This is a genomic window from Agrococcus sp. AC640b, from assembly GCF_979255995.1.
In genome coordinates, this window is record NZ_CEEDMM010000019.1 from 1 (window position 1) to 26364 (window position 26364).

Annotated in this window: 23 protein-coding genes; 12 read left to right on the top strand and 11 right to left on the bottom strand. The window is 71.4% G+C overall.

Annotated elements, in window-relative coordinates; translation table 11 throughout:
- From ACZ6H8_RS08370 to ACZ6H8_RS08400, 7 genes are all read right to left on the bottom strand, one after another.
- On the bottom strand, positions 1-1041 hold a 1041-nt coding region (locus ACZ6H8_RS08370; RefSeq protein ID WP_464146305.1), incomplete at its 3' end, for a cell wall-binding repeat-containing protein.
- 141 nt (positions 1042-1182) lie between these two features.
- Positions 1183-1983: an alpha/beta hydrolase gene (locus ACZ6H8_RS08375; protein WP_464146306.1), complete on the bottom strand. Its 801-nt coding sequence runs from the start codon at positions 1981-1983 to the stop codon at positions 1183-1185.
- On the bottom strand, positions 1980-2825 hold the full coding sequence (locus ACZ6H8_RS08380) for a carbohydrate ABC transporter permease (RefSeq protein WP_464146307.1): 846 nt from the start codon (positions 2823-2825) through the stop codon (positions 1980-1982). The genes ACZ6H8_RS08375 and ACZ6H8_RS08380 overlap by 4 nt, the downstream gene beginning before the upstream one ends.
- On the bottom strand, positions 2815-3750 hold the full coding sequence (locus ACZ6H8_RS08385) for a carbohydrate ABC transporter permease (RefSeq protein WP_464146308.1): 936 nt from the start codon (positions 3748-3750) through the stop codon (positions 2815-2817). The genes ACZ6H8_RS08380 and ACZ6H8_RS08385 overlap by 11 nt, the downstream gene beginning before the upstream one ends.
- On the bottom strand, positions 3747-5039 hold the full coding sequence (locus ACZ6H8_RS08390; RefSeq protein WP_464146309.1) for an ABC transporter substrate-binding protein: 1293 nt from the start codon (positions 5037-5039) through the stop codon (positions 3747-3749). The genes ACZ6H8_RS08385 and ACZ6H8_RS08390 overlap by 4 nt, the downstream gene beginning before the upstream one ends.
- A 26-nt stretch (positions 5040-5065) precedes the next feature.
- Positions 5066-6667, bottom strand: a complete 1602-nt coding sequence (locus ACZ6H8_RS08395; RefSeq protein WP_464146310.1) for an FAD-dependent oxidoreductase — start codon at positions 6665-6667, stop codon at positions 5066-5068.
- A complete protein-coding gene (locus tag ACZ6H8_RS08400) occupies positions 6664-7713 on the bottom strand; it encodes a LacI family DNA-binding transcriptional regulator (RefSeq protein WP_464146311.1) in 1050 nt (349 codons plus the stop codon). Before ACZ6H8_RS08400 ends, ACZ6H8_RS08395 begins: the two co-directional genes overlap by 4 nt.
- A gap of 200 nt (positions 7714-7913) precedes the next feature.
- On the opposite strand from ACZ6H8_RS08400, the gene ACZ6H8_RS08405 reads away from it, so the two are divergent.
- The 5 genes from ACZ6H8_RS08405 to ACZ6H8_RS08425 all read left to right on the top strand — a co-directional run bounded on the left by ACZ6H8_RS08405 (position 7914) and on the right by ACZ6H8_RS08425 (position 13334).
- Positions 7914-9869: a beta-xylosidase family glycoside hydrolase gene (locus ACZ6H8_RS08405; RefSeq protein ID WP_464146312.1), complete on the top strand. Its 1956-nt coding sequence runs from the start codon at positions 7914-7916 to the stop codon at positions 9867-9869.
- Positions 9870-10007: 138 nt separating this feature from the next.
- On the top strand, positions 10008-10283 hold the full coding sequence (locus ACZ6H8_RS08410; RefSeq protein ID WP_464146313.1) for a hypothetical protein: 276 nt from the start codon (positions 10008-10010) through the stop codon (positions 10281-10283).
- 170 nt (positions 10284-10453) lie between these two features.
- Positions 10454-11431, top strand: a complete 978-nt coding sequence (locus ACZ6H8_RS08415; protein ID WP_464146314.1) for a CPBP family intramembrane glutamic endopeptidase — start codon at positions 10454-10456, stop codon at positions 11429-11431.
- On the top strand, positions 11428-12672 hold the full coding sequence (locus ACZ6H8_RS08420; protein ID WP_464146315.1) for a sensor histidine kinase: 1245 nt from the start codon (positions 11428-11430) through the stop codon (positions 12670-12672). Before ACZ6H8_RS08415 ends, ACZ6H8_RS08420 begins: the two co-directional genes overlap by 4 nt.
- The gene (locus ACZ6H8_RS08425; protein ID WP_464146316.1) at positions 12669-13334 is read left to right on the top strand and encodes a response regulator; all 666 of its coding nucleotides are present in this window, start codon (positions 12669-12671) and stop codon (positions 13332-13334) included. Before ACZ6H8_RS08420 ends, ACZ6H8_RS08425 begins: the two co-directional genes overlap by 4 nt.
- A 15-nt stretch (positions 13335-13349) precedes the next feature.
- Here ACZ6H8_RS08425 and ACZ6H8_RS08430 read toward each other — a convergent pair whose 3' ends face one another.
- Entirely contained in the window at positions 13350-14336 is a 987-nt protein-coding gene (locus tag ACZ6H8_RS08430) for a diacylglycerol/lipid kinase family protein (protein WP_464146317.1), read from the bottom strand.
- Between the two features lie 247 nt (positions 14337-14583).
- Between ACZ6H8_RS08430 and ACZ6H8_RS08435 the strand changes: the two genes are divergently transcribed.
- The 5 genes from ACZ6H8_RS08435 (at position 14584) to ACZ6H8_RS08455 (ending at position 21856) form a co-directional block, all read left to right on the top strand.
- Entirely contained in the window at positions 14584-16137 is a 1554-nt protein-coding gene (locus ACZ6H8_RS08435) for an ABC transporter substrate-binding protein (RefSeq protein ID WP_464146319.1), read from the top strand.
- Between the two features lie 73 nt (positions 16138-16210).
- Positions 16211-17158, top strand: a complete 948-nt coding sequence (locus ACZ6H8_RS08440) for an ABC transporter permease (protein ID WP_464146321.1) — start codon at positions 16211-16213, stop codon at positions 17156-17158.
- Positions 17155-19770, top strand: coding sequence for a dipeptide ABC transporter ATP-binding protein (locus ACZ6H8_RS08445; RefSeq protein ID WP_464146323.1), 2616 nt, complete (start codon positions 17155-17157; stop codon positions 19768-19770). The genes ACZ6H8_RS08440 and ACZ6H8_RS08445 overlap by 4 nt, the downstream gene beginning before the upstream one ends.
- Before the next feature lie 8 nt (positions 19771-19778).
- The gene (locus ACZ6H8_RS08450; protein ID WP_464146325.1) at positions 19779-20771 is read left to right on the top strand and encodes a LacI family DNA-binding transcriptional regulator; all 993 of its coding nucleotides are present in this window, start codon (positions 19779-19781) and stop codon (positions 20769-20771) included.
- On the top strand, positions 20768-21856 hold the full coding sequence (locus ACZ6H8_RS08455) for an alpha/beta hydrolase fold domain-containing protein (protein ID WP_464146327.1): 1089 nt from the start codon (positions 20768-20770) through the stop codon (positions 21854-21856). The genes ACZ6H8_RS08450 and ACZ6H8_RS08455 overlap by 4 nt, the downstream gene beginning before the upstream one ends.
- Positions 21857-21915: 59 nt before the next feature.
- On the opposite strand, the gene ACZ6H8_RS08460 is transcribed toward ACZ6H8_RS08455, so the two are convergent.
- From ACZ6H8_RS08460 to ACZ6H8_RS08470, 3 genes are all read right to left on the bottom strand, one after another.
- Positions 21916-22131: a hypothetical protein gene (locus ACZ6H8_RS08460; RefSeq protein ID WP_464146328.1), complete on the bottom strand. Its 216-nt coding sequence runs from the start codon at positions 22129-22131 to the stop codon at positions 21916-21918.
- 129 nt (positions 22132-22260) lie between these two features.
- Positions 22261-23085, bottom strand: coding sequence for a pentapeptide repeat-containing protein (locus tag ACZ6H8_RS08465; RefSeq protein WP_464146329.1), 825 nt, complete (start codon positions 23083-23085; stop codon positions 22261-22263).
- 298 nt (positions 23086-23383) lie between these two features.
- Entirely contained in the window at positions 23384-25516 is a 2133-nt protein-coding gene (locus tag ACZ6H8_RS08470) for an FAD-dependent monooxygenase (protein ID WP_464146330.1), read from the bottom strand.
- 167 nt (positions 25517-25683) lie between these two features.
- On the opposite strand from ACZ6H8_RS08470, the gene ACZ6H8_RS08475 reads away from it, so the two are divergent.
- Complete coding sequence (locus ACZ6H8_RS08475; protein ID WP_464146331.1) at positions 25684-25902, top strand: hypothetical protein; 219 nt, start codon at positions 25684-25686, stop codon at positions 25900-25902.
- Entirely contained in the window at positions 25890-26291 is a 402-nt protein-coding gene (locus ACZ6H8_RS08480) for a type II toxin-antitoxin system VapC family toxin (RefSeq protein WP_464146332.1), read from the top strand. Before ACZ6H8_RS08475 ends, ACZ6H8_RS08480 begins: the two co-directional genes overlap by 13 nt.
- The last annotated feature ends 73 nt before the right edge of the window (positions 26292-26364 follow it).

The following is a 26364-nucleotide window of genomic DNA, read 5'->3' on the forward strand; positions in this document are numbered from 1 at the left end:
GGTCACGACCGGCGGGGGCGGCGGCGGCGGGCAGTTCTCGAGGTTGAGGGCTCGGTCGCTGATGGAGCTGCCGCCGCCGAGGCCGATGATCGTGCTCACGTAGCGGCGGTCGCGCTCCTGGCGGAGCATGCCGGCGACGGCGTCGTTGCACTGGCTGGGCGCGAGGAACAGCGGGAAGCCGCGCACGGCCGCGAAGCTCGCTCCCGAGAGGGCGTCGGGGAAGTTCTCGCCGCTGGCGAGCACCATGGTCTCCTGCGCAGCCCACTGGCTGAACTGGTTGTGGATCGCGACCGCCGTCTCGTACCGGTTGGCGCCGGAGTAGCGCCACACGCCTGCGGCGCCGGAGTAGCGGATGCGCTGCTCGACCCACGACGACACCGACGAGCCGCCGCCTGCGATGTTCACGCCGAGACCCTGGAAGTAGGGCTGCACGCGGCTGACCCATGCGGCGCTCTCCGCGTCGGAGGCGCCGTGCCAGTCGAGCAGGATGCCTGCCCGGTTGCGGCCTGCGACCGAGCCTGCCACGAGCGCGTCGGGGAACGACCAGCCGGAGACGACCCACACCTCGCTGATGGCGCCGGACTGCCGGAGGCGGTCGAGCAGCAGCATCGAGGTGTGCACGCGGTCGGTGCCGCCGATGCGGGTCACCTGCACGCCGAGCGTGCCGTAGATCTGCCAGAGCACGTTGTCGGAGATCGTGGCGGCGCTGCCGACGAGCACGACCTCGCTGGGGCGCAGCCGCTGCAGCTCGGCCATGACGCTGCTGGGCACGCTCGTGGGGTCGGTGAGCATGAAGTGCGCGCGCTCCGCGGCGGCGACGGGGGCGGCAGCGAGCGCGTCGGGGAACGACGTCCCCGAGGCGAGGAACACGGTGTCCCCACTCCAGGAGGACCACTTCGAGACCTCGACCGAGGTGCCGTAGCGGTCGGATCCCGCGATGCGGATGGTGGCGTGGGCCTCCGCCGTGCTGGCAGGTGTGGCGACAAGCGTGCCGGTCAGCGCGATGGCGGCGGCGGCGACGGCAGCGACGAGACGACGCATGGTGCTCCGAGGGGTCGTGGGATGCCGACGAAGCGCGTCGGACGGCTCACCATACGACACAGCATGTGTCACTCGGAAGGGTGCGTGACCCAACTGTTATGAGACGTCCTCAGTTCGCGCAGCCGCGTCGCGCCTGCGTCGTCACGGCGTGTGCACCGTCCGCGCCACCCGTGCGTGCGCCCAGCTCGCGAGGGCGTCGAGGAGCGCTGCCGTCTCGGGCAGCGCCGCATCGAGCTGCCAGGAGTGCCCGCACCGCTGCGCTGGCTCGAGGTGCGTCGTGACGGCGTGGCCGAGCGCCTCCGCGGCGCGCACGAAGGCGAGGGATGCGTCGCGGAAGAAGTCGCACTCGCTCGTCGCGACGAACGCGGGCGGCAGCGCCGCGCCACCTCGCAGCAGCAGCACGGGGTCGTGGGCGTCGAGCCCTCGCCACCCGTCGCTCGTGTCGCCGCCGCACAGCGTCGACGCGTAGTCGGCGAAGCGCTCGCGCTGCTCGTCGTCGGCCGGATGCCGCAGCACGTCGAGCGACAGCGCCCCGCACAGCGACGCGACGCCATCCACCTCCACGCCCGACAGCGCAGCGAGCATCGCCGCGTGCCCGCCTGCCGAGTCGCCGACGAGCACGACGCGGCCGTCCCAGCCCCCGCGCGCGGGCAGGTCGGAGGCGCGCAGCCACCGCACCGCCCGCGCGATCGAGTCGACCATGTCGGATGTGGGATCCGGCTGCCGCTGCGCGTACCCGATCGCGAGCGCGAGCACGCCGCGCGCGGCGAGACCGTGCTGCACGGAGCGTGCGAGGTCGCGAGACCCCGTGCGCCACGCGCCACCGTGCACGACGATCGCCGCCGGCGTCGCCCAGCCGGCATCGGCCGGCTGGGCGACGTCGAGCACGTGCGCCGTGTCCGGCCCGTAGGCGACGTCGGCACGGCCGCGCGCGACGCTCATCCCTTGAGCCCCGTCTGCGCGAGGCCCTCGACGAACTGCCGCTGCGCGAGCACGAACACGACGAGCACGGGCAGCGCCGTCATGGTCGCGGCGGCGAGCTGCGTGTTCCACATCTGCCCGCCGTAGGCATCCGTGTAGCGCGTGAGCGCCTGCGGCAGCGTGAACAGCTCGGGGCTCTGCAGGTACACGGTTGGCTCGAGGTACAGGTTCCACGTGTGCAGGAACGTGAAGATCGCCACCGCGCCGAGGGCTGCGCGCGCGAGCGGCATGGCGATGCGCCACCAGATGCCCACGCGGCCGAGGCCGTCGAGGCGTGCGGCCTCCTCGAGCTCGACCGGCAGCGTGACGAAGAACTGCCGCATGATGAACGTCGCCAGCACGCTCGGCGCCCCGAACGTCGTGACGAGGATGAGCGGCCAGTGCGTGTTCACCATCCCGAGCGTCTGGAAGATCTGGAACAGCGGCACGATCGTGACCTCGGACGGGATGAGCAGCCCGATGAGCACGACGACGAACAGCGCGTTCGCGCCTGGGAAGCGGATGCGCGCGAACGCGTACCCGGCCATCGAGGCGAACAGCATGGTCGCGAGCGTCACGACGACGGCGATGTAGAGGCTGTTGAAGTACTGCAGCGCGAACGGCTGGTACGTGAACGCGTCGATGTACGGCTGGATCGTCGGCTCGGTGGGCCACAGCGTCGGCGGGAACGCGAAGATCTGGCTGATCGGCTTGAACGACGACGCGATCATCCACCACGTCGGCATCACGAACGGCACGGCCATGATCGCGAGCGCCACCACGAGCGCGACGCGCGACAGGCGCCTGCGGGTCTCAGGCCTCATGGAACACCCACCTCCTGCGCAGCTGCCACTGCACGATCGTGAGGACGAGGACGATGAGGAACAGCACGATCGCGAGCGTCGAGCCGTAGCCGAACGCGTGGAAGTCGAACGCCTGCTGCACGAGGTAGTAGACGAGCACCGTGGTCGAGATGCCCGGCCCGCCCTGCGTGAGCACCGCGATCTGCGCGAACACCTGCAACGATCCGACGATCGTGATGATGAGCGTCAGCATGATCGTGGGCGAGATCATGGGCATCGTGATGCGCGTGAAGCTGCGCAGCGGCCCGGCGCCGTCGATCGAGGCGGCCTCCGTGAGCTCGCGCGGCACGCCCTGCAGCGCGGCGAGGAACAGCACCATGTTGAGGCCCACGTTCTTGAACACCTGCACGACGATGACGGCCGCCATCGCCGTCGGCCCCTCGCGCAGCCAGTTCGGGCCGTCGATGCCGACGACGCGGAGGAGGCCGTTGATGCCGCCGTCGTCCTGCAGCAGGAAGCCCCACACGATGGTCCAGGCGACGAGCGAGACGACGACGGGCGAGAAGAAGATGGTGCGGAACGCGGTGACGCCGCGGAAGCGACGGTTGAGCAGCACGGCCAGCAGCAGCGCGAGCACGAGGTTGCCGACGACGAGGCCGACGGAGAAGGTGGCGGTGGCGCCCAGGACCGGCCCGAGCGACGGGTCGGCGAGCAGTCGTTCGACGTTCGCGGTGCCGACGAAGGTGAAGGTGCCTGCGAGCACGTTCCACTCGTGGACGCTGTAGTAGAAGATCAGCCCGAGCGGCACGACGACGAACGCGACGACGCCGAGCACCTGGGGTGCGACGAACGCGTAGCCGACGAGGCGGTCGCGTCGGTCGAGGGGCCGGCGTCGAGGCACCCGCCTGGGTGCCTCGACGCCGGCCGTCATGAGGCGCTGGCTCACGGCGCCTCGAGCAACGGTGCGATCGCGCCGCACGCCTCGGTCAGGGTGCCTGCGACGTCGGCGTCGGCGACCCAGAGGCCGTCGAGCGCTGCACGCACCTGCTGCTGGATCTCGGCGGAGTCGGTGTGCGACGGGCGCACGTCGCCGCTCATCGCCGGCACGACCACGTCGGCGAGCTGCTGCTCGCTGAGGACGGGATTGGCGGCGGCGAGCGTCTCGGCGTCGATCTGCGAGTCACGGGCGGGCGGGAAGTACTGCGCGAGGCGCTCCGACTGCTCCGGCGCCGTGAAGTACGCGAGGAACTCCGCGGCAGCGTCGGCGTGGTCGCCCTGCGCCAGCACGCCGAGGCCTGCCTGGCCGACCATCGCGTACTCGCCGGCCGGCCCCTCCGGCAGCGGCAGCAGCTCCCAGGCCTGGATGCCCGAGTCGGCCAGCAGCGACGCTCTCGAGATCTGCGTCACGGTGAACGCCGCCTCGCCCGCGAAGAAGTCGGCGGTGGTGCCGGGTCCTGGCATCGACTGCGACACGAAGGCCGCATCGTGGAGGAACTCGAACGCCTCGACCATCTCGGGCGAGTCCATCTCGCACGTGGCGCCGTCGTCGCTCCACGGCTGCGCACCCCATCCGTTCCACACGGTCGAGAGCAGATCCCACGTCGTGTAGTCGAAGTCGCGGATGACGAAGCCGTCGGTGCCGGTGGCCTGGTTCACGGCGGCGCCGGCTGCCGACACGCCCTCCCAGGTCCAGGTGCCGTTCGCCTGCATCTCCGCGGCCGTCGGCTGCCCGGCCGCCGTGAGCAGGTCGTCGTTCGCGAAGACGACGAATGGGGAGGTGGAGAACGGATAGGCGACGAGGGCGCCGTCGTCGTTCCTCCACAGCTCGGTCGCCGACTCGCTGACGTCGTCGAGCTCGTAGCCGTCGGTCGCCTCGAGCGTCTCGTCGAGGGGTGCGAGCGCGCCGGAGGAGACGAAGTCGGGGGCGGCGTTCTCGAGCACCCAGGCGAGGTCGGGGGCGTTGCCGCCTGCGATCTGCGTCGTGAGGGTCGAGGTGTAGCTCTCGAAGTCGAGGGGGTCGAACGTGATCGAGGCGACCTCGGGATGCTCGGCGATGAACTCGTCGGCGATCGCGTCGAACAGCGCCAGCTGCTCCTCGTTCGACGTCCACACGGTCATGCGGAGGTCGATGTCGGCGTCCTGCTCGCCGCCTCCACCGCCGCTCGCGCATCCGCTCGCCACGAGCACGGCGCTCGTGGCCAGGGCGGCGAGGGTCAGCGTCCTTGCTGCTCTCATGGTGGTGCTCCTGTTCGATCGGTGGGTCAGTAGCCCTGCACGTCGGGCCAGTGCAGCTCGACGCCGGCTCGGGTGAGGTGGGTCTGGAAGTCGCGCAGCTCGCGCTCGCTCGCGCGCACCGCCGCGGGCTCGAGGCCGCGGTCGAGGGCGTACGCCGCGAGGGCTCCTGCGGCCTCGCCGATGTTCCACTCGACGGGGTGCAGTCGGTATGCGCCGTTCGTGATGTGCGTCGTGCCGATGGTCTTGCCGGCGGCGACGAGGTTGCGCATGCGCTGCGGCAGCAGTGCGCCGAGCGGGATCTCGAACGGCGCCGATGGGATGTCGAGGTAGTTGTCGCCGCCGGTGGAGGGGTGCAGGTCGATGCGGTACATGCCGACGCCGACGGTGTCGTCGAAGGTCGCGGGCCGGCCGTGGCCGCGGATCGCGACCGAGAGGTCCTGCTCGACGATGCGCGTCTGCGCGAGGATGCGACGCGACTCGCGGATGTACGGCGCCTGCGCGAGGCCGTCGCGCGAGCCGGTGACGTCGCCGCGCAGGCGGAGGCCCGGCCATCCGGTGCCGCCGTCGGGGCGGGGCGCCTCGGTCTGCAGCCAGTAGAGCATCGCGAGCGACTGCGCCTTCGCACCCGCCTTGTGCGTCGCGGCGTCGTCGCCGGTGAGGGTGCCGCCGAGGTAGTCGATCATCGGCCAGTTCACGAGCACGAGGTCGCTGTCGAACGCGCCAGGCGCGTAGAGGCGCTTGGCGAGGATGCGGCGGAACGTCCACAGCTCGCGGTCGCCTCCGGAGGCGCGCTGGTCGGCGACCTGCGCGAGCGGGTCGTCGTCGATCGTGGGCGTGAACGTGCGGGTGACGGTCTCGAGCGTGCGCGGGTCGGGCCCGGTGAGGGAGATCATCGGCGCACCCCAGTAGTCGGGTTGCACCGTGCGCCACACGTCGTAGTCGGCTGGCCGGTCGATGGTGTGGTCGCCGTCGACGTGCTCGACGACGAAGCAGTGGCTGATGGCCTGCTGGTTGTCGGGCTGCGCCGTCTCGGGCGCGCTCGGCTCGCCGGTGTCGTGCCGCGACTCGAAGCCCGTGACGTGCTCGGTGCCCGTGAGGGGCAGCAGGTCGCCGAGCTCGGTGGCGTCGAGCACGACCTGCGCCTCGATGGTGACCTGCGCATCCTCGTCGAGGCGCTGCAGGGTGACGGCGCGCACGACGTCGCCGTCGACGTCCGCCGCCACGGGGATCGCGGGCTGCACGAGACGGATGCGGCCGGAGGCGAGGTGCGGCGCGAGCATGCCCTCGAGCACGGCGACGGCCGCGCGCGGCTCTGCGCACATGCGGCTCACGAGGCCCGCGCCGGGGTTGAAGGTGCGTTGCGCGCGCGCCTGCGCCGTCAGCGGGTACCAGCGGCGGTAGTGGTCGCGGATGCCGTCGCGCAGGCTGCGGTAGGTGGCGGTGGCGCCGAACTGCTCGATCCACGTGTGCTCGTCGAGCGGCACCGCCTGGCTGGTCAGCTGTCCGCCCAGCCACGCGTACTCCTCGGTGAGCACCACGCTCCTGCCTGCTCGGGCAGCGGCGAGCGCGGCGGCGACGCCACCGAGCCCTCCGCCGACGACCAGCACGTCCGTGCGCATCTGCGTCATTCCTGCGTCTCCTTCGTCGCGAGGGTGGAGCCCGAGATGGTCGGGCAGTCGATGAGGGTGCGCAGCTCGGCCTCGGCCAGCGGCTCGCCGGCCGCGAGGATGCGCGAGAGGAGGGCGACGGCGCGGGCGCCGAGCTCGGTGCGAGGCGGGTCGAGCCTCGTGAAGTCGGCGGCGCGCTCCTCGGGGCGCGTCGGCGCCGAGAGCGCGATCATGCCGAGGTCGCCGGGCACCGAGAAGCCGACGTCGAGCGCGCGGGCGCGCAGCTCGGTGGCGCGGGCCGACGACTCGACGATGAGCAGGTCGGGCCGGTGCTCGACCACGAGCGCCCAGTCGTCGTCGACCGTCGCGCCCATGGGGGTGCTCACGAGGTCGGCCCCGCGCGCGCCCCGCTCGACGCCGGCGAGACGGTCGCGCACGGACTCGCCGTGGCTGTCGACGTGCACGTAGAGGATGTCGCGGTGGCCGCGGGCGACGGCGTCGGCGACGAGCGCTGCGGTGGCGGTGGCGTAGTCGATGCCGACGTACGGGATGCCTGGCACGTCGCGGCGTCCGACGGCGACGGCGGTGAAGTCGCCGTCGACGAGCCTGCGCAGGTCGTCCTCGACCATCTCGACGCCCAGCAGCAGCACGCCGTCGGCGAGCCGCACGCGGTTGCGCTCGTGGAACAGCCGACGGGTGCCATCGACGACGGGCGCGCTCGTGAACATGAGCAGATCGCTGCCGATCTCCTCTGCGGCGGCCTCGATGCCAGACAGCAGCGGCGTGTAGAAGTCGAGCGACTCGAGCGGGAAGGCGGGCTCGTAGGTGAAGACGCCGATGATGCGGTTGTCGAGGCCTGCGAGCCTGCGCGCCGCGGGGTCGGCGACGTACGTGGTCTGCGCGATGACGTCGAGCACGCGCTGCCGCGTCTCGTCCGCGATGCGCACGGAGTCGTCGGTGCGACCGTTGAGCACGAGGGACACGGTCGCCTGGCTCACGCCTGCGAGCTTCGCGATCTCGCGTTGGGTCACGCGGTGCGGCCGGGCGCTGCGCTCGTCGTTCGGCATCGAAGGCCCTCTCGTGGTCTGTGGGCCGCTGCGCCACGCCGGGTCTCCCCTCTCGGGGGTTCCCAACGGTGCTGATACGCATTAGCCTCGCTGCCAGGCCACGCTAATGCGCATTAGCGCCGAACGCAAGCACGATCGCACGCTGACGTTCGCATGGCCGTGGAGCGGCAGCGACGGCGCTGCCGCAGAGGAGGAATCGCATGCGAAGTCCCATCCCCCGGCTGCTCGCCGCAGCCGCAGCCGCGGCCGCGCTGCTGGCTGCGCCACTCGTCGGCGCGGCACCGCCGCAGGCCGCGGCTGCCGACGAGCTGCCCGTGTTCACGAGCACCGGGCCCGTCATCGATCGGTTCACCGAGGACACCTGGAACCCCACGGAGGAGTTCATCTTCCCGTCGGTGTTCCACGCCGGCGCCTACCTCGACGACCCGATCGCCGAGTGGTACCTGTACTTCGCGCCGCACGATCCGCCGGGTGGCATCAACCTCATGACCGCCGACTCCCTCGAGGGGCCGTGGACGCCGTACGCCGACAACCCGATCGTGTCGAACGTGTGGGAGGGCATCTACGACGTGAGCCACGTGTCGGCGCCCGATGCGATCTGGAACGAGGAGGCCGGCGAGGTCTTCCTGTACTTCCACGGCGAGAACACCACCGACCGCTACGCGACGTCGACCGATGGCGTCGCGTTCGAGTACGGCGGCGAGGTGATGACGACGCAGCAGTTCGGCCGCGACGCCACCGAGGTGTCGTACAACCGCGTGTTCGAGCATCCGGATCCGACCAGCGAATGGTCGTACGGCATGTTCTTCATGGTGAACGACTCGTCGAACGTGCGACGCATCGCCCTCGCGCTCTCACGCGACGGCATCGCGTGGGAGGCGCAGCCGGGATGGGTGGTCGACCCGGGCGCCGCGGAGGGCACGAACGTGTCGGCCGCGGACCTGTGGGAGTGGCAGGGGCAGCTGTACGTGATCTACGGCGCGAGCGCAGGCGCGATCTTCGCCCGCCCCATCGACGCGACGCTCACGCAGGTCGGCGAGCCGCAGGTGCTGTTCGTCCCGCAGTCGGCGCCGCCGGAGGGTGGGCGCGCGACGTCGCCGCAGATCGTCACCGCCGACGGCGAGACGCACCTGCTGTACGAGGGCGGAGGCCGCAGCGAGACCACGATCATGCACGCGGTGCTCGACCCCGACGGCGTGCGCGATCCGCTCAACACGCGGCCCGACGATCCGATGTACGCGCTGTGCACGGGCGCGGGCTCGGACGAGTTCGACGGCGACGCGCTCGGCGAGGCGTGGAGCGTGCTGCGCGACGACCCGGAGCGGGTGCGCGTGACCGACGGCGCGCTCGTGCTGACCGGCCCGATCACGGGCCTCGACGGCGCGCCGATCACGCAGACGCCGCTGCCGGCGTCCGAGACGTGGGAGGTGACGACGCAGCTGCGCTTCGACCCGACGCAGCGATTCCAGCAGGCCGGTCTCGTGCTGTACGGCGATGAGGCGAACTCCGCGCGCGCGATGTGGGTGCTCTCGACGCAGGGCGTGCGGTTCGACGTGACGCTGCGCGACGACGGCCGCGAGCGCTTCGACTCGTGGACGTGGCCCGACTCCGTCTTTCCACCCGCCGACTTCGGCGACACGTGGCAGGTGCGGTACACGAACGACGGCGAGTGGATCACGACGTCGTACTCGATCGACGGGCAGACGTTCCAGCGCATCGGCCGACCGATCTCGGTGGAGGCGCTCGGCGCGACGCACGTGGGCATGACGGCCTACCGCGGCACGGCGGGTGCTGCGGCGATCGACGCGTCGTTCGACTGGCTGCGCTTCACGCCGACGGATGCGGAGCTCGCCGCGTGCGAGCCCGTCGTCGAGCCGGAGCCCTCGGTGCCGCCGACCGATCCCGGCGTCTCCGTGCCGCCGACCGATCCGGGCGCCTCGCCCGACCCGACGGATCCCACCCCGTCGTCGTCCGACTCGGCCGCGCCGGGTGCTGGCGGCGCGGGCGGAGCGAGCGGCGGTGCGAACGGTGGTGCAGGGGCGGGCAGCCTCCCGCAGACGGGTGGCACGCCGTGGCTGCTCGCCGCGCTCGCGGGCGCCATCGCGCTCGTCGGCGGCGGCGTGCTGGTGGCGCGCCGGCGCCCGAGCGGGGCGTAGCCCGCGCGATCCACAGACGATCGGCCGGGCTCCTGGCGGAGTCCGGCCGATCGGCGCGCACGAGGCGGTGCGTGCAGCACCCCGTCGGCGCAGTCTGCCGGTGCGGACCCTCGCATCGGGATCGCTAGTGTGCTCGGGGTGACCCAGCAGCAGCCCCAGACCGAGTCGAGCACCCTGAGCATCGCGAGCCTCGTGATCGGCCTCGTCTCGCTGCTGATGCAGTGGACGTTCGTCGTGCCCGTCGCGGGCATCGCCGTCGGGCTGCTCGCGAAGCGACGCGAGCCGCACGCGCAGCGACTCGCGAACTGGGGCATCGGCCTGTCGGCGGCGATGCTGCTCGGCGCCCTCCTGCTGTGGATCCTCGCCGGCGGCATCATCCTCGCCGCCGTCGGCCTGCACGGCGTCTCCAGCTAGCCGCCGCTCCCGCCTCGGGGCGTCGAGTCGCCCTCCGAGGCGCCGCCGCACGGCCGTCTACGACCTTCGGATGAGGCGCGAGATCCCTCCGTTCGGCCGTCGCGACGCTCTCGCACCCGTTCGTAGCGTCGTGATCGACCAGTCACGCGCACCGAGCGGAGGCCCCGACCATGACTCGCACCGACCGTCACGATCCGACCCGAGACGATCCGACCCGAGACGAACCGACCCCGACCGATCCGACCCCGACAGGAGGCGGCATCGGCGGCCTCATCCGGCGCCACCCGCTCGTCGCGTTCTTCACGCTCGCGCTCGGCATGAGCTGGCTGGCGTGGACGCCGTGGATCCTCTCGCAGGACGGCCTGGGCGTGCTGCCCTTCTCGTTCCCCACCGTGCTCGGCAGCACGCAGATCACGGGCATGCTCTTCGGCGCCTACCTCGGGCCGCTCGGTGCTGCGTGCATCGTGACGGCCGTGACCGCCGGACGCGCGGGCCTGCGGGTGTGGGTGGGTCGGCTGCTGCGGTGGCGAGTCGCACCGCGCTGGTACGTCGTCGCGCTGCTCGCCGTGCCGATCTCGGTGCTTGCGCTCGGCGCGCTCGCGTCGGGCGGCACGGTGCAGGCGCCGAGCCTCGCCGCGCTCGGCCTCTACGTGCCGATGCTCGCGTTCCAGATGCTGACGACGGGCCTCGCCGAGGAGCCCGGATGGCGCGACTTCGCACTGCCGCCGCTGCAGGAGCGCTACGGCCCGCTCGGCGCCGCAGCGATCCTCGGTCCGCTGTGGGGCGCGTGGCATCTGCCGCTGTTCCTCTCGGCGGATTGGGGTGGATGGCCCGCGGTCACGTGGGTGCAGGTCGTCCAGTTCGTCGCGTTCAGCGCGCTGTTCAACGTCGCCGTGATGTGGCTGTTCAACCGATCGGGGCAGAGCCTGCCGATCGTGATGCTCTTCCACGTGAGCCTCAACACCACGGTGTCGGTGCTGTGGGCGGAGATGTTCCCGACCGTCGCCGACGCGATCGGCGTGCTGCTCATCGGATCGGCCGTCGCGGCCGCTGCGATCATCGTGCTCACCCGGGGGCGACTGGGCCTGCCCCGATCGACGCCGCTGCTGGGCGAGCGCGGGGCGCGATCGGAGAGGATTGCGGCATGACCGCATCCCGTCGCCTGCCGAGCGTCACCGACCTGGTGGTGGCGCTCGGCTGCGGCGTCGTCGCCGTGGGGGCGTTCGTCGCCGCGCCCGCGCTGCTCGGCCCCGACCTCGTGCTGACGCTGGATGCGGTGGGCTGGTGGACGACCATCGGCGTGCTCGTGGCGCAGGCGGTGCTGCTGTGCGTGGCACGGCTCGCACCGCGCACGGCGCTGCTGGGCGTCGCCGCGTCGGCGATGCTGGTCGGGCTCGCGCTGCCGAGCGGGTTGACGAGCCTGTCGCATGCCGCAATGATCGTGGCGGTGCTGCGCACGACGTCGCTGCTGTCGCCGCTCGGCCGCCTCCTCATGCTGCCGATCGCGGGGCTCGCGGTCGCCGTCGGCCACGCCTCCGACCTGCTCCGCTCCGAAGGCATGGAGCTCGCACCGGCGATCGCCTCTGGCCTGCTGCAGGCCGTCGTGGTGGTCGCGCTGCCCGCGATCGGCGTGCTCGCCGTCACCGCCCGCCGCGATGCGACGCGTGCGCGCAGCGGCGAGTCGGCGGCGATCGAGCGCGAGCACGACGCTCGCGTCGAGGCTGCCGTCGCCCGTGAGCGCACGAGCATGGCGCGCGAGCTGCACGACATCGCCGCGCACCACGTGTCGGGCATCGCGGTGATGGCGGCGGCGATCGAGCGTCAGATCGACGCGGATCCGGATGCCGCGAAGCGCTCGGTGCGGCAGGTGCGCGTGCAGAGCCGCGCCCTGCTCGACGACCTGCGTCGCCTCGTCGGCCTGCTGCGCGACGCCGACCACGTCGACCGGGTCGAGACCGTCGACGCCATCGAGCGGCTCGTCGCCGACGCCCGCGCATCGGGGCGCGAGGTGACGCTGCACGTCGAAGGACGCACCGACGGCGTCGGCCCCTTGGGCCAGCTCGTCGCGTATCGCATGGTGCAGGAGTCGCTGGCGAACGCCGCGCTGCACGCGTCCGGCGCGCCGTGCGCCGTCGCGATCGACGGCAGCCGCCCGGGCAGCGTGGTCGTGACGGTGCGCAACGACGCCGGCGCGTCGGCGGGCGAGGCGCGACGAGACGGCCTCGGGCTGCTCGGGATGCGCGAGCGTGCAGCGCTCGTCGGCGGCGAGGTGCTCGCCGGGCTGCAGGCCGACGGCACGTGGCTCGTGCGGCTCGCGCTGCCGTCGGAGGCGCAGGCCCCCGACGGCCCTGCGCCGGTCGGCGCCGACCGAGGCATGGTGACCCCGTGATCCGCGTGCTCGTCGCCGACGATCAGCCGCTCGCACGCGCCGGCCTCGCCGCGCTGCTCGCGGCGGAGCCCGACCTCGAGATCGTCGGCGTCGCCGCAGACGGCGACGAGGCGCTGCGGCTCGCGCTCGAGCTGCGGCCAGACGTCGCCTGCCTCGACGTGCGCATGCCTGGGATGACGGGCATCGAGGTGACGCGTGCGCTGTCGGACGCCGACGGCGACGAGGCGATCCCCGTGCTCATCCTCACGACGTTCGACGTCGACGAGTACGTCTTCGGCGCGCTCGAGGCTGGTGCGGCGGGGTTCCTGCTGAAGGATGCCGAGCCCGACGAGATCGTGCGCGCGGTGCGGCAGGTGGCCGCGGGCGACGGCACGCTCGACCTCGCCGTCACCCGCAAGGTGCTGCGCGAGTTCGCCAGACGTCGCGGGCTGCAGGCGGTCGCGGCGCGCACCGAGGTCGACGTGCTGACCCCGCGGGAGCTCGACATCCTGCGGCTGCTGGCGCAGGGAATGTCGAACGAGCAGATCGCGGCCGCCCTCACGGTCGAGGTCACGACGGTGAAGTCGCACCTCGTGCGCATCCTGCCGAAGCTGGGGGTGCGGTCGCGGTTGCAGGCGGTCGTGTGGGCCTATCAGAGCGGGGTCGTCGCGCCGATCGGCTGACGACGGTGCTCCGTCTCAGACGGCCGGCACCCGCACCGTCAGCCCGCGGTGCACGACCGAGAGCGCGACGCCGACGACCTCGCCGACGCTGTCGCCGTCGAGCTGCAGCAGCTGCGGCTCGTCGAAGCGCGCCTCGAAGTGGTGGCCCTGCGTGTAGCGCAGCGCTCGAAGGTCGCGGGTGTTGCGCAGCACCCACCTGCCTGCGCGGGATGCCTGGAACATGCCGTTCGTCGTGAATCGCGAGGCGATCTGCATCCAACCCCATGCCCCCTTGGGCTTGAACACGACGACGTCGAGCAGGCCGTCGTCGACCACCGCGTCGGGCAGCAGCAGCAGGTTGGCGGTGAGGGTGCCGACGTTGCCGACGATGATCGTGTGCGCCTTGAGGGCGCGCGGGCGACCGCGGTCGACGCGGTAGTGCAGACCGAACTGCGCGTTGCCGATGATGGAGCGGGCGATGGGGTCGACGTAGGCGCCCCATCCGATGCGTCGCTTGAGCTCGGGGCTCGTGTCGGCGGCCATCCGCGCGTCGAGACCGATGCCAGCCATGACGAGGAACGCCTTGCGCGTGATGACGTCGTCGGCGTCGCGCATCGCGGCGAAGGCGATGTCGACCTGGCGGTCGGTGCCGGTGAACGCGGCGGTGACGGCGCGCGACAGCTGCACGGGCAGGCGGAGGTTGCGCGCGAGCAGGTTGGCGGTGCCTGCCGGCAGCAGGGCCAGCGGGATGCCCGACTCGTGCACGCCCTCGGCGACGACGCGTACCGTGCCGTCGCCACCGGCGACGAGGATGACGTCGGGCCGCTGCGCGACGGCGTCGCGCGCGGCCTGCGCGCCCGAGTCGCTCGCGTCGGTCTCGAACCACAGCGACGGCGCCCAGCCGTGCTGCTGCTCGGCCTTCGCGACGGCGTCGCGCAGCCTCGCGACGGGCACCTTCACCGGGTTGTGGACGATCGCGGCGACACGACCCTCGGGGGTCGGCTTGGTCTCGTCGTGTGCCACGGTCTCGACGCTAGACCGCCGCACATGGGGCGGGGCCTGAGTGGCGCATGTGGCAGCGATGTGCTGCGTCGCCGAGGGCCGGTCGGGCTGGGCGTGGGCGTCGACACCTTCGGCCATGCGACTCAGCAGGATGTGAAGCGCTTTACATGGAACGCTTCACATCGCGACGCATCGCCTGGTGTACTGCTGCCCACGTCGCGTGTCACCGCAGCGGTCGACACGCACCACCGGACGAGGAGGTCCACCCATGCACCACCGTCGTGCGCGGCATGCAGCCGTGCGGCTGGCCGCAGCCATCGCCATCCCGAGCCTCGCGCTCGTCGGATGCGCATCCTCCAACCAGTCGGCCGATGGCGACGCGGGCGGCACGTTGACGATCGCGCTCGCCGCGGCGCCGACGAGCCTCGACCCGGCGAACATGGAGCAGTCGACCAGCCCGTTCGCGCAGCCCGCGTACGACGCGCTCATCCGCGTCGCCGAGGACGGCTCGCTCGAGCCGGGCCTCGCGACCGACTGGGAGTTCACCGACGACGAGAATCGCGTCTTCGAGATCACGCTGCGCGACGACGTCACCTTCTCCGACGGCTCCGCGCTCGATGCGGACGCCCTCGTGGCGAGCCTGACCCACTTCGACACCGGACGCAGCAACGTCGCGACGCTCATCAACGGCGGCACCTACGAGGCCATCGACGACGACACCGTGCGGATCACCTGGGAGGAGCCGCACCCGATGGCGCCGCAGGCCTTCACGCAGCAGTGGGTCGCCGGCATGGTCATGTCGGCAGAGGCGCTCGCCGACGACCCCGAGGCGCTCGCGACGTCGACCGCGGGAGCAGGCCCGTACGTGCTCGACGGCGACGAGACGATCGCAGGGTCGCGGTACGTCTACACGGCCCGCGACGACTACTGGGATCCCGACGGACAGCACTGGGACGAGATCGTCATCGAGGTGATGGAGAACGCCGAGCAGCGCCTCAACGCGCTGCGCACCGGCGAGGTCGACTACGCGCTCGGCGACCTCACCACCGCCGACGGCGCCGAGTCCGAGAGCATGCAGGTGCTGTGGGCGCCGACGATCGTCTACGGCCTGAGCCTGCTCGACCGCGAGGGAACCCTCGGGAGCCCGCTCGCCGACGTCCGCGTGCGGCAGGCGATCAACATGGCGCTCGACCGCGACACGATCGCCGAGGCGCTGCTGGGCGAGTACGGCTCGGCGACGACGCAGACGATCGTGCCGAGCGAGCCCGGCTTCGTCGAGGCGCTGCAGGACGAGTATCCCTTCGACGTCGAGGCGGCTCGGTCGCTGCTCGCAGAGGCCGGCTACCCCGACGGCTTCACGATCCCCGTCATCGGCAGCACGTCGTCGACCGCCGCGACGCTCTCGCAGGTCATCGTCGAGCAGCTCGCCGCCGTCGGCATCACGGTCGAGCTCGACGCGCGGCCCGGGCCGGACTACTTCGAGGCGATGACGTCGGGCCAGTTCGCAGCCGCGGTCATCGGCTACGGCTCGCAGCCGCTGCCGATGGAGTACGACGGACTGTTCGGACCCGAGGCGATCTTCAACCCGCTGGGCTCGACGAGCGAGACGATCGAGTCTGAGATGGCGGCAGCGCTCGTCGCCGACGAGGAGACCGCCGCCGGGCACTACGAGGCCATCGTCACCGAGCTCGTCGACGAGGCCTGGTTCGCGCCGGCCGTGTACGCGCCGGTGTTCTACTTCGCCGGCGACACGATCGCCGAGCTCTCGGTGACGGAGGCGCGCCCGCAGACGCCGATCACCGAGATCGTCCCCGCCGGATGATGCGAGCGAGGGCGGAGCCGGCAGGCTCCGCCCTCGCGAGCCCTCCCATCCCCTTCGATCGCTAGGAGTGCCCGTGCCACCGCTGCTGCGCCGACTCGCAGGCTGGCTCGTCATGAGCGTCGTGCTGTTCTTCGTCATCTCGGCCCTCACGTTCGTGCTGATCTCGCTCACCCCTGGCGACGCGGCACGCGCGATCGTCGGCCCGACCGCATCCGCAGAGCGCTACCAGGAGGTGCGCGCGGAGCTCGGGCTCGACCTGCCGGTGTGGGAGCAGTACGGGCGCTGGCTCGCCGCGCTCATGCAGGGCGACCTCGGCTCGTCGATCGTCTCTGGCGTGCCGGTGGCGGACGTGCTCGCCGATCGCGTCGAGCCGACGATCGCGCTCATCGTGTGCACCTTCGTGTGCGCGTCGATCCTCGGCATCGTGCTCGGCGTCATCGGCGCCTCGCGCCCCGGCGTCGCAGGCAAGGCCGCCGACGTCGGCAGCGTGCTCGGCATGGCGGTGCCGTCGTTCTGGATCGGCCTCGTGCTGGCGGCGATCTTCGCGGTGCAGCTGCGATGGCTGCCGACCTCCGGGTACGACCCGTTGGTGGATGGGCTGTGGCCGTGGCTGCAGCACATGATCCTGCCGATCGTGACCTTGACGATCGGCGGCACGGCGCTGCTGGCGAAGCAGACGAGAGACGCCGTCGCCGAGCAGCTCGCGCAGCCGTACATCACGCTGCTGCGTGCGCACGGCGTCAGCGAGCGACGCATCCTCTGGCGACACGCGCTGCGCGGCGCCGCCGTGCCCATCGTCACGATCCTCGGCATGAAGATGATCGGCCTCACCTCGGGCACCGTGCTCGTCGAGAGCGTCTTCGTGATCCCGGGGCTCGCCGGCTACTCCGTGCAGGCGACGCTGCTGCACGACTACCCGGTCGTGCAGGCGATCACGCTGATCTTCACGATCGTCATCATCATCACGAACCTCGTCGTCGAGCTGCTCTACAGCCGGCTGAACGTGAAGGAGAGCGCATGAGCCCCGACCTCGCCGGACCCGTCGACGCCGCAGGCGAGACGCCGGTCACGGGGCAGCGCGACCTGCGCTCGGTGCGTCCGCTGTGGCGACTGCTGCTCGCACGCGGCCAGTTCGTGACGTGCCTGGCGCTGCTCGTCGTCATCGTGCTCGCCGTCGCGCTCGCTCCCGTCGTCGCGCCCTACTCGCCGCTGACGCAGGATCTCGCGAGCACGCTCGCGACGCCGTCGCTCGCGCATCCTCTCGGCACCGACGACCTCGGCCGCGACGTGCTCTCGCGCCTGCTGCACGGCGGCGGCGCGACGCTCGTCGGCGTGCTGCAGGCGCTCATCGTGTTCCTCGTCGTCGGCACGACGCTCGGGCTCGTCGCAGGCATGTCGCGCGGCATCGTCGACACCCTCATCGTGCGGCTCGCCGAGGTGCTGCTGAGCGTGCCGTCGTTCATCATCCTGCTCGTGATGCTGTCGATCGCTCCCGGCAACCTCACGCTCGCGATGCTGACGATCGGCGTGCTCACGAGCCCGCTGCTGCTGCGCGTGGTGCGCGCGACGACGCGCGCCGTACGCGGCGAGCTCTTCGTCAGGGGCGCTCGGGCGCTCGGGCTCACGGAGGCGCAGATCACGGTGCGCCACGTGCTGCCGCGTCTGGCCGGACCGATCATCGTGCAGGCGAGCATTTTCTGCGGCGCCGTCATCATGACCGAGACGGGCCTGGGCTATCTCGGCTTCGGCGTGCGGCAGCCGAACCCGTCCTGGGGCAACATGGTGCAGGTCGCGAGCGAGAACATCTCGCGCGCACCGTGGCTGCTCGTGCCCACGGGTGGCGCGATCATCGTGACGGTGCTGGCGCTCACGTTGCTCGGCGACAGCCTGCGCGACGCCGTCGCCGAGCGGTGGACGGGCACCACGCCGTCGCGTCGGCGCCGACGCGTCACCGTCGCGGCCGAGACGCTCGCCACGGCGTCTGCGGATGCGTCGGTCGACGCCGAGCGGGCGGTGCTCAGCGTCGAGGGACTCACGGTCGTGCTCGACGGATCCGATGGCGTGAGCACGATCGTCGACGACGTCTCGTTCGAGCTGCGACGGGGCGAGACGCTGTGCCTCGTCGGCGAGTCGGGCTCCGGCAAGTCGGTGACGGCGCTCGCGCTGCTGGGGCTCAGTCGCGGACCGCGCGTCGCCGGCGGTCGCATCGTGCTCGACGGCGTCGACCTCGCCACCCGCTCCCCCGAGCAGCTGCGCTCGTTGCGCGCCAGCACGTTCGGCTTCATCACGCAGGATCCGCAGCCGTCGCTCGACCCGTCGATGCGCGTCGGCGACCTGCTGACGCAGCTGGTGGTGCTGCACCAGGGCCTGCGCCGCAGCGAGGCGCGCGCCGAGTCGCTGCGGCTGCTCGAGCGCGTGCAGATCGTCGACCCGGCCGCCGTCGCCCGCCGCTACCCGCATCAGCTCTCCGGCGGCATGGCGCAGCGCGTCGTGATCGCGGCGGCGCTGAGCGCGAAGCCGAAGGTGCTCGTCGCCGACGAGCCGACGACGGCGCTCGACGTGACCGTGCAGGCCGAGATCCTCGCCCTGCTGCATGCGCTGTGCGACGACGACGACTCGATGACGCTGCTGCTCATCACGCACGACTGGGGCGTCGTGGCCGACATCGCCGACCGCGTCATCGTCATGCGCGACGGCAGGCTCGTGGAGGAGGCGGCGGTCGACGAGATCTTCGCAGCACCTGCGGCGGCGCACACCAAGGCGATGCTCGCGGCCGACCCCGCGCTGCTGCCCACGCATGCCACGCGCGAGACCGAGTCGGCGCTGCTGCGCGTGCGCGACCTCACGATCGCCTACCCCGCTCCCGGGCGTGGGATGACGACGGCGGTGCAGGGCGTCGACCTCGACCTCGGCCGCGGCCGCACGCTGGGGCTCATCGGCGAGTCGGGTTCGGGCAAGTCGAGCGTCGGCAACGCGATCGTCGGGCTCGTCGAGGCGACCTCCGGCAGCATCGAGCTCGAGGGCGAGCAGCTCGTGGGCGCCTCGCGCACCCGACGTCGCGAGCTGACGCGCCGCATCCAGGTGATCTTCCAAGATCCGTACGGGTCGCTGAACCCCGTGCGCACGATCGGGTCGACGCTCGCCGAGCCGCTCACGCTCGCGCACGGCATGAGCGGCGCCGCCGCGCGGGAGGCCGTGCGCGTGGCCCTCGATCGCGTGTCGATGCCGGCGAGCGCCGCCGACCGCTATCCCGCGCAGTTCTCCGGCGGCCAACGGCAGCGCATCGCCATCGCGCGCGCCATCGTGCTCGAGCCCGACCTCATCGTGTGCGACGAGCCGGTGAGCGCGCTCGACCTGTCGATCCAGGCGCAGGTGCTCGAGCTGCTGCAGGAGCTGCAGGACGAGCTGGGGCTCGCCTACCTCTTCATCTCGCACGACCTGTCGGTGGTGCGGAGCATCTGCGACGAGATCGCGGTCATGCATCGCGGGGCCATCGTCGAGCACGGTGCCACGCAGCAGATCATCGAGGCCCCCGCGCACGCGTACACGAAGGCCCTGCTGGCGGCGGCACCCGTGCCCGACCCGACCGTGCAGCGTGGCCGCTCCGCGACCGTCGAACGGTACGTGGCCTGATGCGCGCCGTGACGATCCACGACGTCGCGCGCATGGCCGACGTGTCGATCGCGACCGTCTCGAACACGATGAACCGGCCGGGCCGCGTCGCCGCCGCGACGCGCGGCAAGGTGCTCGCCGCCGCCGACGCGCTCGGCTACGTGCCGCACGCGATCGCCGCGCACCGCGCACGATCGGCGGTGCGGCGCGTCGGCATCATCGCCCCCATCACGACGTATGCGTCGTTCGCCGGCCGCGTGCAGGGCATGCTCACCGAGCTCGGCGACGACATCGAGCCCATCCTCATCGACCACCCGTCGGCGAGCCGCTCCCCGTCACCTCGGCTCGCGACCCTGCCGTTCTCCGGCGACCTCGACGGCCTCGTCATCATGGGCGTGCCGATCGACGAGCATCTCGCCGCGCGGCTCCTGTCGCGCCAGCTGCCGACGGTGCTCGTCGACTCGAGGCATCCGGGGTTCACGAGCGTCGTGCTCGACGACGAGCTCGGCGCGGGCCAGGCGGCCCGCCATCTGCTGGAGCGCGGCTGCACCCGCTTCGTCTACGTGACCGAGGGGCAGGTGTCGAACGACTACATCTCGCAGGGCCGGCGGCGGCTCACGGGGTTCGTGCGCGCGCTCGAGGAGGCCGGCGTCGACGGCGCCGCCGTGCACTGCATCACGGCGCGAGCCGGCGACGTCGCGGCGGGGCGCGCAGCGGCGGATCCCGTGGCGCAGCTCGCGCGCGACGCGAAGGTGGGCGTGCTGGCGGGGCACGACACGCTTGCCGCGGGGGTGATCGCGGGCCTGCGCGACCTGCGGGCGGAGGTGCCCGATCGCATCGGCGTCGTCGGCTGGGATGGCGGCGACATCGTGCAGGCGCTGGGGCTCACGACGCTGCGGCAGCCGTTGCGCGAGTCCGGCCGGGTGGGCGCGCGTCGCCTGCTGGCGCTCATGGAGGATGCGACGACGCCGATCGAGCGCACGGTGCTCGCACCGCGCCTCGAGGTGGGGACGACGACGTGACCGGTGCGCTGCCCGGCGACCTCGCGTGGCTCGTCGCCGCGCTGCGACGCGAGACGACGACGCCCTCGAGCGAGGCGCGCTTCGCCCCCGAGCCCGGCGAGGATCGGGAGGCGTGGCTCGCGGAGGTCGTCGCGGTGCGCCTCGAGCACGACGCGGCGGCGCGCGCATCGCGTGCCGCGCTCGTGCGGCTGCAGCGCGAGAGCGAGGGGCACGACGCTCGCACGCTGCTCGAACTGCCTGCGCAGTCCGCCGACCGGCGGCCGTGGGACGTGCATGTGCCCGTCGGGGGCATGCGTGCGCTCGCACCCGACGTCACCGACGGCACGGGCGCATCGGCGGGAGGCTGCGAGGTGCCGGCGACGCGCGTCGGCGACGGGTCGGGCGCCTCCCCCGTGGTGGTGCGCCTGCATGGCGGCGCGTTCTGGATGGGCGGGGGTGCCACGCGCGACGTCACCGACCGTGACCTCGTCGACGCGCTCGTCGAGCGTCTTGGCGCCGTCGTGATCGACGTCGACCACCGGCTCGTGCCCGAGCATCCGTTCCCTGCGGCCGTCGAGGACGTGCTCGCGACGCTCGACGCCGTGCGTGCTGACGCCGACCGGCTGGGCATCGATCCGGCTCGCATCGCCCTGCTCGGCACGTCGTCGGGCGGCAGCATCGCGATGGCGGCGGCTCGCATCGACGGTCTGCGCCAGGCGGCGCCGCCGCTGGCGGCGCTCGCGCTCGTCGTGCCCTCGCTCGACCTCGCCAGCCTCACGCCGGCGTCGCGCGCGAGCGACGCCGGCGTCGCGGCGCGGCGCCGGCTGCTGCGCGCGTACCTGGGCGACCAGGAAGCGAGCGGCGAGTGGGGGTCGCCCGCGCGCCTGCAGCGACTCACGGGGCTGCCGCCGACGTTCGCTGGCGTCGCCGCCTACGACGAGGTCGCGCTCGGCGGCGAGGAGGCGTGCGCGGCGATCGTGCGCGGCGGCGGCACGGCGCAGTCGCGTCGGTACCCGATGACGCACACGGTGCTGACGGCCGCGACGGAGGCTCGCGTGGCGACCGACGTGTGCGACTTCCTGGAGGCGCAGCTGCTGCGGGGCTGACGCGGAGGCGGACGAGCGCGACACCCTTCGGGCTGGAGCGCAGCTGCGGCAGGGACCGACTAGCCGGCGAGGGCGGCGGTGAAGGCAGCCTCCCACTGCGGCGCTACGGACGGCAAGATGTCGCCACTCACGCGAAGCAGGTAGTTATCGACGATGTAGTGGTATTCAGACCCGAACGCCGGTGACGACGCTTGGATTTCCTGGATGTAGGCGCTACGTGCTGCGGCACCTTCCGCGTCGCCCCAGAGTTCGATGGTCGCGCCGGGGTGGGGCATCGAGCCTGATTGGTGCGTGTGCGGGCGATGTGCTGTTGGGCTGCCGCGGGCGGACGAGCCCGTGTTCAATGCTCGACACGATGGCCGCCCGCTCGCCCCTCACACCCGGAGGTGTGAGGCAGGCCACTCTCAAAGCGTTCGGTCGAGCCTAGCCTCGAGATCTTCCGTAAGCTGATCGATCGCTTCGCTGTAGACAGCGTCGGATGTCGACGTTTCTTGATTCCCCGCGGTCGTGCGCCCCCCATCGTCGACGTCCTTGGCGGCGGTTTCTGCGTCAACTGACGACAGGACTTCGGATGCGGGCTCGACGACTTGATCGTTGGGATCGAACCCTTCGGGCCAGATCGTGGTGTCATCCCAGGTGGCCCCGGCAACCGTGCTTTCGGCCAAGTCCGTAAACGCGAAATTCGCCCCGCGAAGATCAGCCCGCATCAGATTGGAGCGTTGAAGATCAGCGCCGCGTAGGTCTGCTTGGCTCAAATCAGCGAAACTGAGAATAGTCGCACGCAGATCTCCTCCCACGAAGTTGGCTGAGCGCAGGTTGGCTCCGGTGAGGTGGGTTCCCCAAAGGTCGATCCGATGATCCGGTTCAAACAACTGCGAGACGCGAGCGATGACGGCGGCCACAGCTTCAACGTCGACTCTCATCGGTCGGTTAAATTCGTCGGTGGGGACCTCGTTGCGTGGTGACTTCTCCCTCAGAAATGCGGAGAGCACGTCCAGAATCGCTTGACGGTCGCGCTCAGAGTCCTTGGCGATCCGCTCGAGCGCATACGCCCCGCCGAGCCGTACGGCGACGCTCTCCTCATCGCCCAACTGACCGATGGCCTCGGTATAGCGCGATGTGAGGTTCGCGTCGGTTTCGCGCTCGGCCTGGGCATCCGCCAGGGCGGCCGCGCGAGTCGAGAGGACCAACCGACGCCACGTGAAGAGCAGCCCGATGATGGCGATCAAGCCGCCAGCCGCCCACAAGATCGCCTGCCTCGCCGCACTTACGTCACTGCCGGACCTCGCACCCATGGCCTGGTCCGAAGCCACAAGGAACGGCGGCAGAATCCACACGGCCACTACAAGCCCAAGCACGAAGAGGACGATTGCAGCACCCAGCAGTGGACGCCATGTGGCTCTCCAAGTACGTCTCACAAGCACCCAAACAACGCGCGCGCACTCGGCGACCTTCGACACAGCTAGTCCGTCCCCATTACCGGGATGCGATAGTCACGGAGTGTCGCATCCTCCCTTTCGGCTCAGGCTACGGCTTTCGCTCCCGAAGTGAGGCGCCCAAGAGCTCTCTTAGTTCCCCAACAGCATCCAGCGGCAGCACGTGCGCCACGTACTGATCGGGCCGCACGAGCACCATCGCCCCATCGCGCGACAGCTCGCGCGCATCGAAGATGTCCGCGTCGAAGTCGGTGCCGACCGCCATCTTCGGCGCCGCCGGCTGGCAGTCGCGCGGGGCGATCGCGGCGTAGACCTTCTCGTAGTCGGTGAGGCCCAGCGCGCCCGTCTTCGGCAGGAAGACCGGCGCCACGGCGCCGAGGTCGACGTCCTGCCACGCATCCTGCAGCACGACCTTCAGGTCGAAGACCGCATCCACGTCCGCGCCCTCCGGCGTGAAGCGGGCCACGACATCCGGGATCTCGGCGGCGAAGCGCGCGAGCGCCTCCCCCGACGCATCCGCGAACGCATACAGCCGCCACCGACCATCGGCGCGGTGATGGTGCCCGAGCTGCACGAAGTTCGCATCCGCCACCCTCGCGACCGGGTACGACTTAAAGCGCTTGCCGATGGGGAAGCCGGCCGCGAGCGCCTGATGCTCGGCCGTACCGGTGATCATCGACGGCTCGTACGTGGTGCGGAATCCGTAGAGGAACTCGGCCTGGTCGACGTAGAAGCGCGTCATCTCGTCGGGGTCAGCGAGCTCGGCCGACTTCTTCGCCATGAGGCTCGACCACTGCTTGTCGTAGTCGATGAGGTTCTGCGCCACCACCTGCCGCTCGGCCGAGTACGTCGCGAGCAGCGCCTCGGGGCTCTGGCCGGTGAGCACGGCGCCGAGCTTCCAACCGAGGTTGAAGCCGTCCTGCATCGACACGTTCATGCCCTGCCCGGCCTTCGCCGAATGCGTGTGGCACGCGTCGCCCGCGATGAACACGTGCGGTGCGCGCTCGGCACCGTGCTCGTCTACCCCATCGTCGAAGCGGTCGCAGAGGCGGTGCCCCACCTCGTACACCGAGTACCACGCGACGTCCTGCACCTCGAGCGTGTACGGCGAGAGGATGGCGTTCGCGCGCTCGGCGGTCTGCTGCACCGTGGTGGTGCGGATGCGGCCGGCGTCGTCGGCGGCGACCTCGCCGAGGTCGACGTAGAAGCGCACCAGATGCCCGCCCTCGCGAGGGATGAGCAGGATGCTGCCCGCCGCCGACTGGATGGCGCACTTCATGCGGATGTCGGGGAAGTCGGTGGTGGGCAGCACGTCCATGACGCCCCACGCATGGAACGCCTGGTCGCCCTGCAGCGTGCGGCCCATCGAGCGGCGCACGCCGCTGCGGGCGCCGTCGCAGCCGACGACGTACTTGGCGCGGATCTGGCGGGTCGGGCGCTCGTCTCCAGCACCGCTCGTCGCCCCAGCACCGCTCGCCTCCCCAGAACCGCTCGCGGTTCCAGAACCGCTCGTTGAGGAGCCGACGGAGCTTGCGGAGTCGGCGTCTCGAAGCGAGCCCGCACCGGACTCATCCACCGCAGCCTCGTTCACCGCCAGCCGCGCCGCCTCCGCCTCGAGTCCGGTCGCGGCGGCGAGCGCCGCATCCTCGGCCTCCTTCGTGGCACCGGAGTCGCGGATGGTGACGAGCACGGGATGCGTGGGGTGGTCATCCCGTTCCTGCGAGACGAACTCGATGCCGAAGTCGGGCTCGATGCGCCCGGGCCCGTGCAGCGCGGCCTCGGCGAAGTAGTCGAGCACGCGCGCCTGGTTGACGATGAGGTGCTCGAACTCGCTGATGCCGTTGGGGTCGTCGTCGGTGCGCTTCGTGCGGTGGATGCTGCCGGGGTCGTCGTCGCGCGGCCCCCAGAAGCTCGTCGACGTGATGCGGTACGCCTCCTGCGTGATGCGCTCCGCGAAGCCGAACGCCTGGAACGTCTCGACGCTGCGCGCCTGGATGCCGTCGGCCTGCCCCACCTTCAACCGCCCCGCGCGACGCTCGATGATGCGCGTCGTGACGGACGGGTACTGCGAGAGCTGCGCCGCGAGGAGCATGCCGGCCGGACCGGAGCCGACGATGAGGACGTCGACCTCGTCGGGAATCTCGCTCGGACGGTCGATCCCCGTGCCCTGCGCGGGCTGGATGCGGGGGTCGCCGGAGACGTACCCGTCGTGGTGGAACTGCATCGGTCCTCTTTCGACTGCGCTGTCGAGCCGAACCGTCTCGTTCGATATGCGAACGACACGTTCTGCTTCTGAGTCGACGTTAGCGTTGGCACGCCGCCACGGCAAGAGCGACGACGTTCGCTTGCACCGGTAACGCGAGTGATATCACGTAGTGGTAGCGTGGCGTCATGGCTGACATCTTGGTGCGCGCGATCCCGGAGGCGGACGCGGTGCGCATCGCGGCGAATGCGGCCCGAGCCGGGCTCTCGCAGTCGCAGTACCTGCGTCACATCATCCACGAGGCGGCGCAGCACGAGGCGCAGCCGCTGGCCGCGATCGCCGGCTCGGCGACGGGAGCGTTCCCTCGCGAGATCCTCGACGAGCTCGACGAGGAATGGGCGGAGTGAACATCCTCGATGCGAACGTCGTGATCGGGTTCCTCGACGCATCGAACGCACACCACGATCGAGCCGTCGAGCTGCTGCAAGCCCGTGAGGGCGAGCCGCTGGCGATGCATCCCGTGACGATCGCCGAGGTGCTCGCCGGTCCCGCCCAGACCGATCGCGCGACCGCCCAGCGCGTCTGGGCGAGCATCTTGCAGATGGGGGTGACGGAGGCGGCGCCCGACGCAACGCCGCTGGACGTCGCAGTGCTGCGCGCGACGACCGGACTGCCGATCCCGGACTGCCTGGTGATGCTGAGCGCCGGTGGTCCGGCTGTCGGCAACCCCATCCTCACGTTCGACGAACGGCTTGCGGCGAAGGCGCGAGAGCTCGGCTACGCCGTGCTGCAGTAGCCGCACATCCCTGACGACACGCGGGACACCGCGTGACGTGCGGCCTACGCACCACCGAGCAGGACCTTCGCAT

Coding starts and splice junctions, on each gene's coding strand:
- ACZ6H8_RS08375 (WP_464146306.1), bottom strand. CDS start 1,983: ATGAGCGTCGCGCGCGGCCGTGCCGACGTCGCCTACGGGCCGGACACG.
- ACZ6H8_RS08380 (WP_464146307.1), bottom strand. CDS start 2,825: ATGAGGCCTGAGACCCGCAGGCGCCTGTCGCGCGTCGCGCTCGTGGTG.
- ACZ6H8_RS08390 (WP_464146309.1), bottom strand. CDS start 5,039: ATGAGAGCAGCAAGGACGCTGACCCTCGCCGCCCTGGCCACGAGCGCC.
- ACZ6H8_RS08395 (WP_464146310.1), bottom strand. CDS start 6,667: ATGACGCAGATGCGCACGGACGTGCTGGTCGTCGGCGGAGGGCTCGGT.
- ACZ6H8_RS08400 (WP_464146311.1), bottom strand. CDS start 7,713: ATGCCGAACGACGAGCGCAGCGCCCGGCCGCACCGCGTGACCCAACGC.
- ACZ6H8_RS08405 (WP_464146312.1), top strand. CDS start 7,914: ATGCGAAGTCCCATCCCCCGGCTGCTCGCCGCAGCCGCAGCCGCGGCC.
- ACZ6H8_RS08415 (WP_464146314.1), top strand. CDS start 10,454: ATGACTCGCACCGACCGTCACGATCCGACCCGAGACGATCCGACCCGA.
- ACZ6H8_RS08420 (WP_464146315.1), top strand. CDS start 11,428: ATGACCGCATCCCGTCGCCTGCCGAGCGTCACCGACCTGGTGGTGGCG.
- ACZ6H8_RS08435 (WP_464146319.1), top strand. CDS start 14,584: ATGCACCACCGTCGTGCGCGGCATGCAGCCGTGCGGCTGGCCGCAGCC.
- ACZ6H8_RS08445 (WP_464146323.1), top strand. CDS start 17,155: ATGAGCCCCGACCTCGCCGGACCCGTCGACGCCGCAGGCGAGACGCCG.
- ACZ6H8_RS08460 (WP_464146328.1), bottom strand. CDS start 22,131: ATGCCCCACCCCGGCGCGACCATCGAACTCTGGGGCGACGCGGAAGGT.
- ACZ6H8_RS08470 (WP_464146330.1), bottom strand. CDS start 25,516: ATGCAGTTCCACCACGACGGGTACGTCTCCGGCGACCCCCGCATCCAG.
- ACZ6H8_RS08475 (WP_464146331.1), top strand. CDS start 25,684: ATGGCTGACATCTTGGTGCGCGCGATCCCGGAGGCGGACGCGGTGCGC.
- ACZ6H8_RS08480 (WP_464146332.1), top strand. CDS start 25,890: ATGGGCGGAGTGAACATCCTCGATGCGAACGTCGTGATCGGGTTCCTC.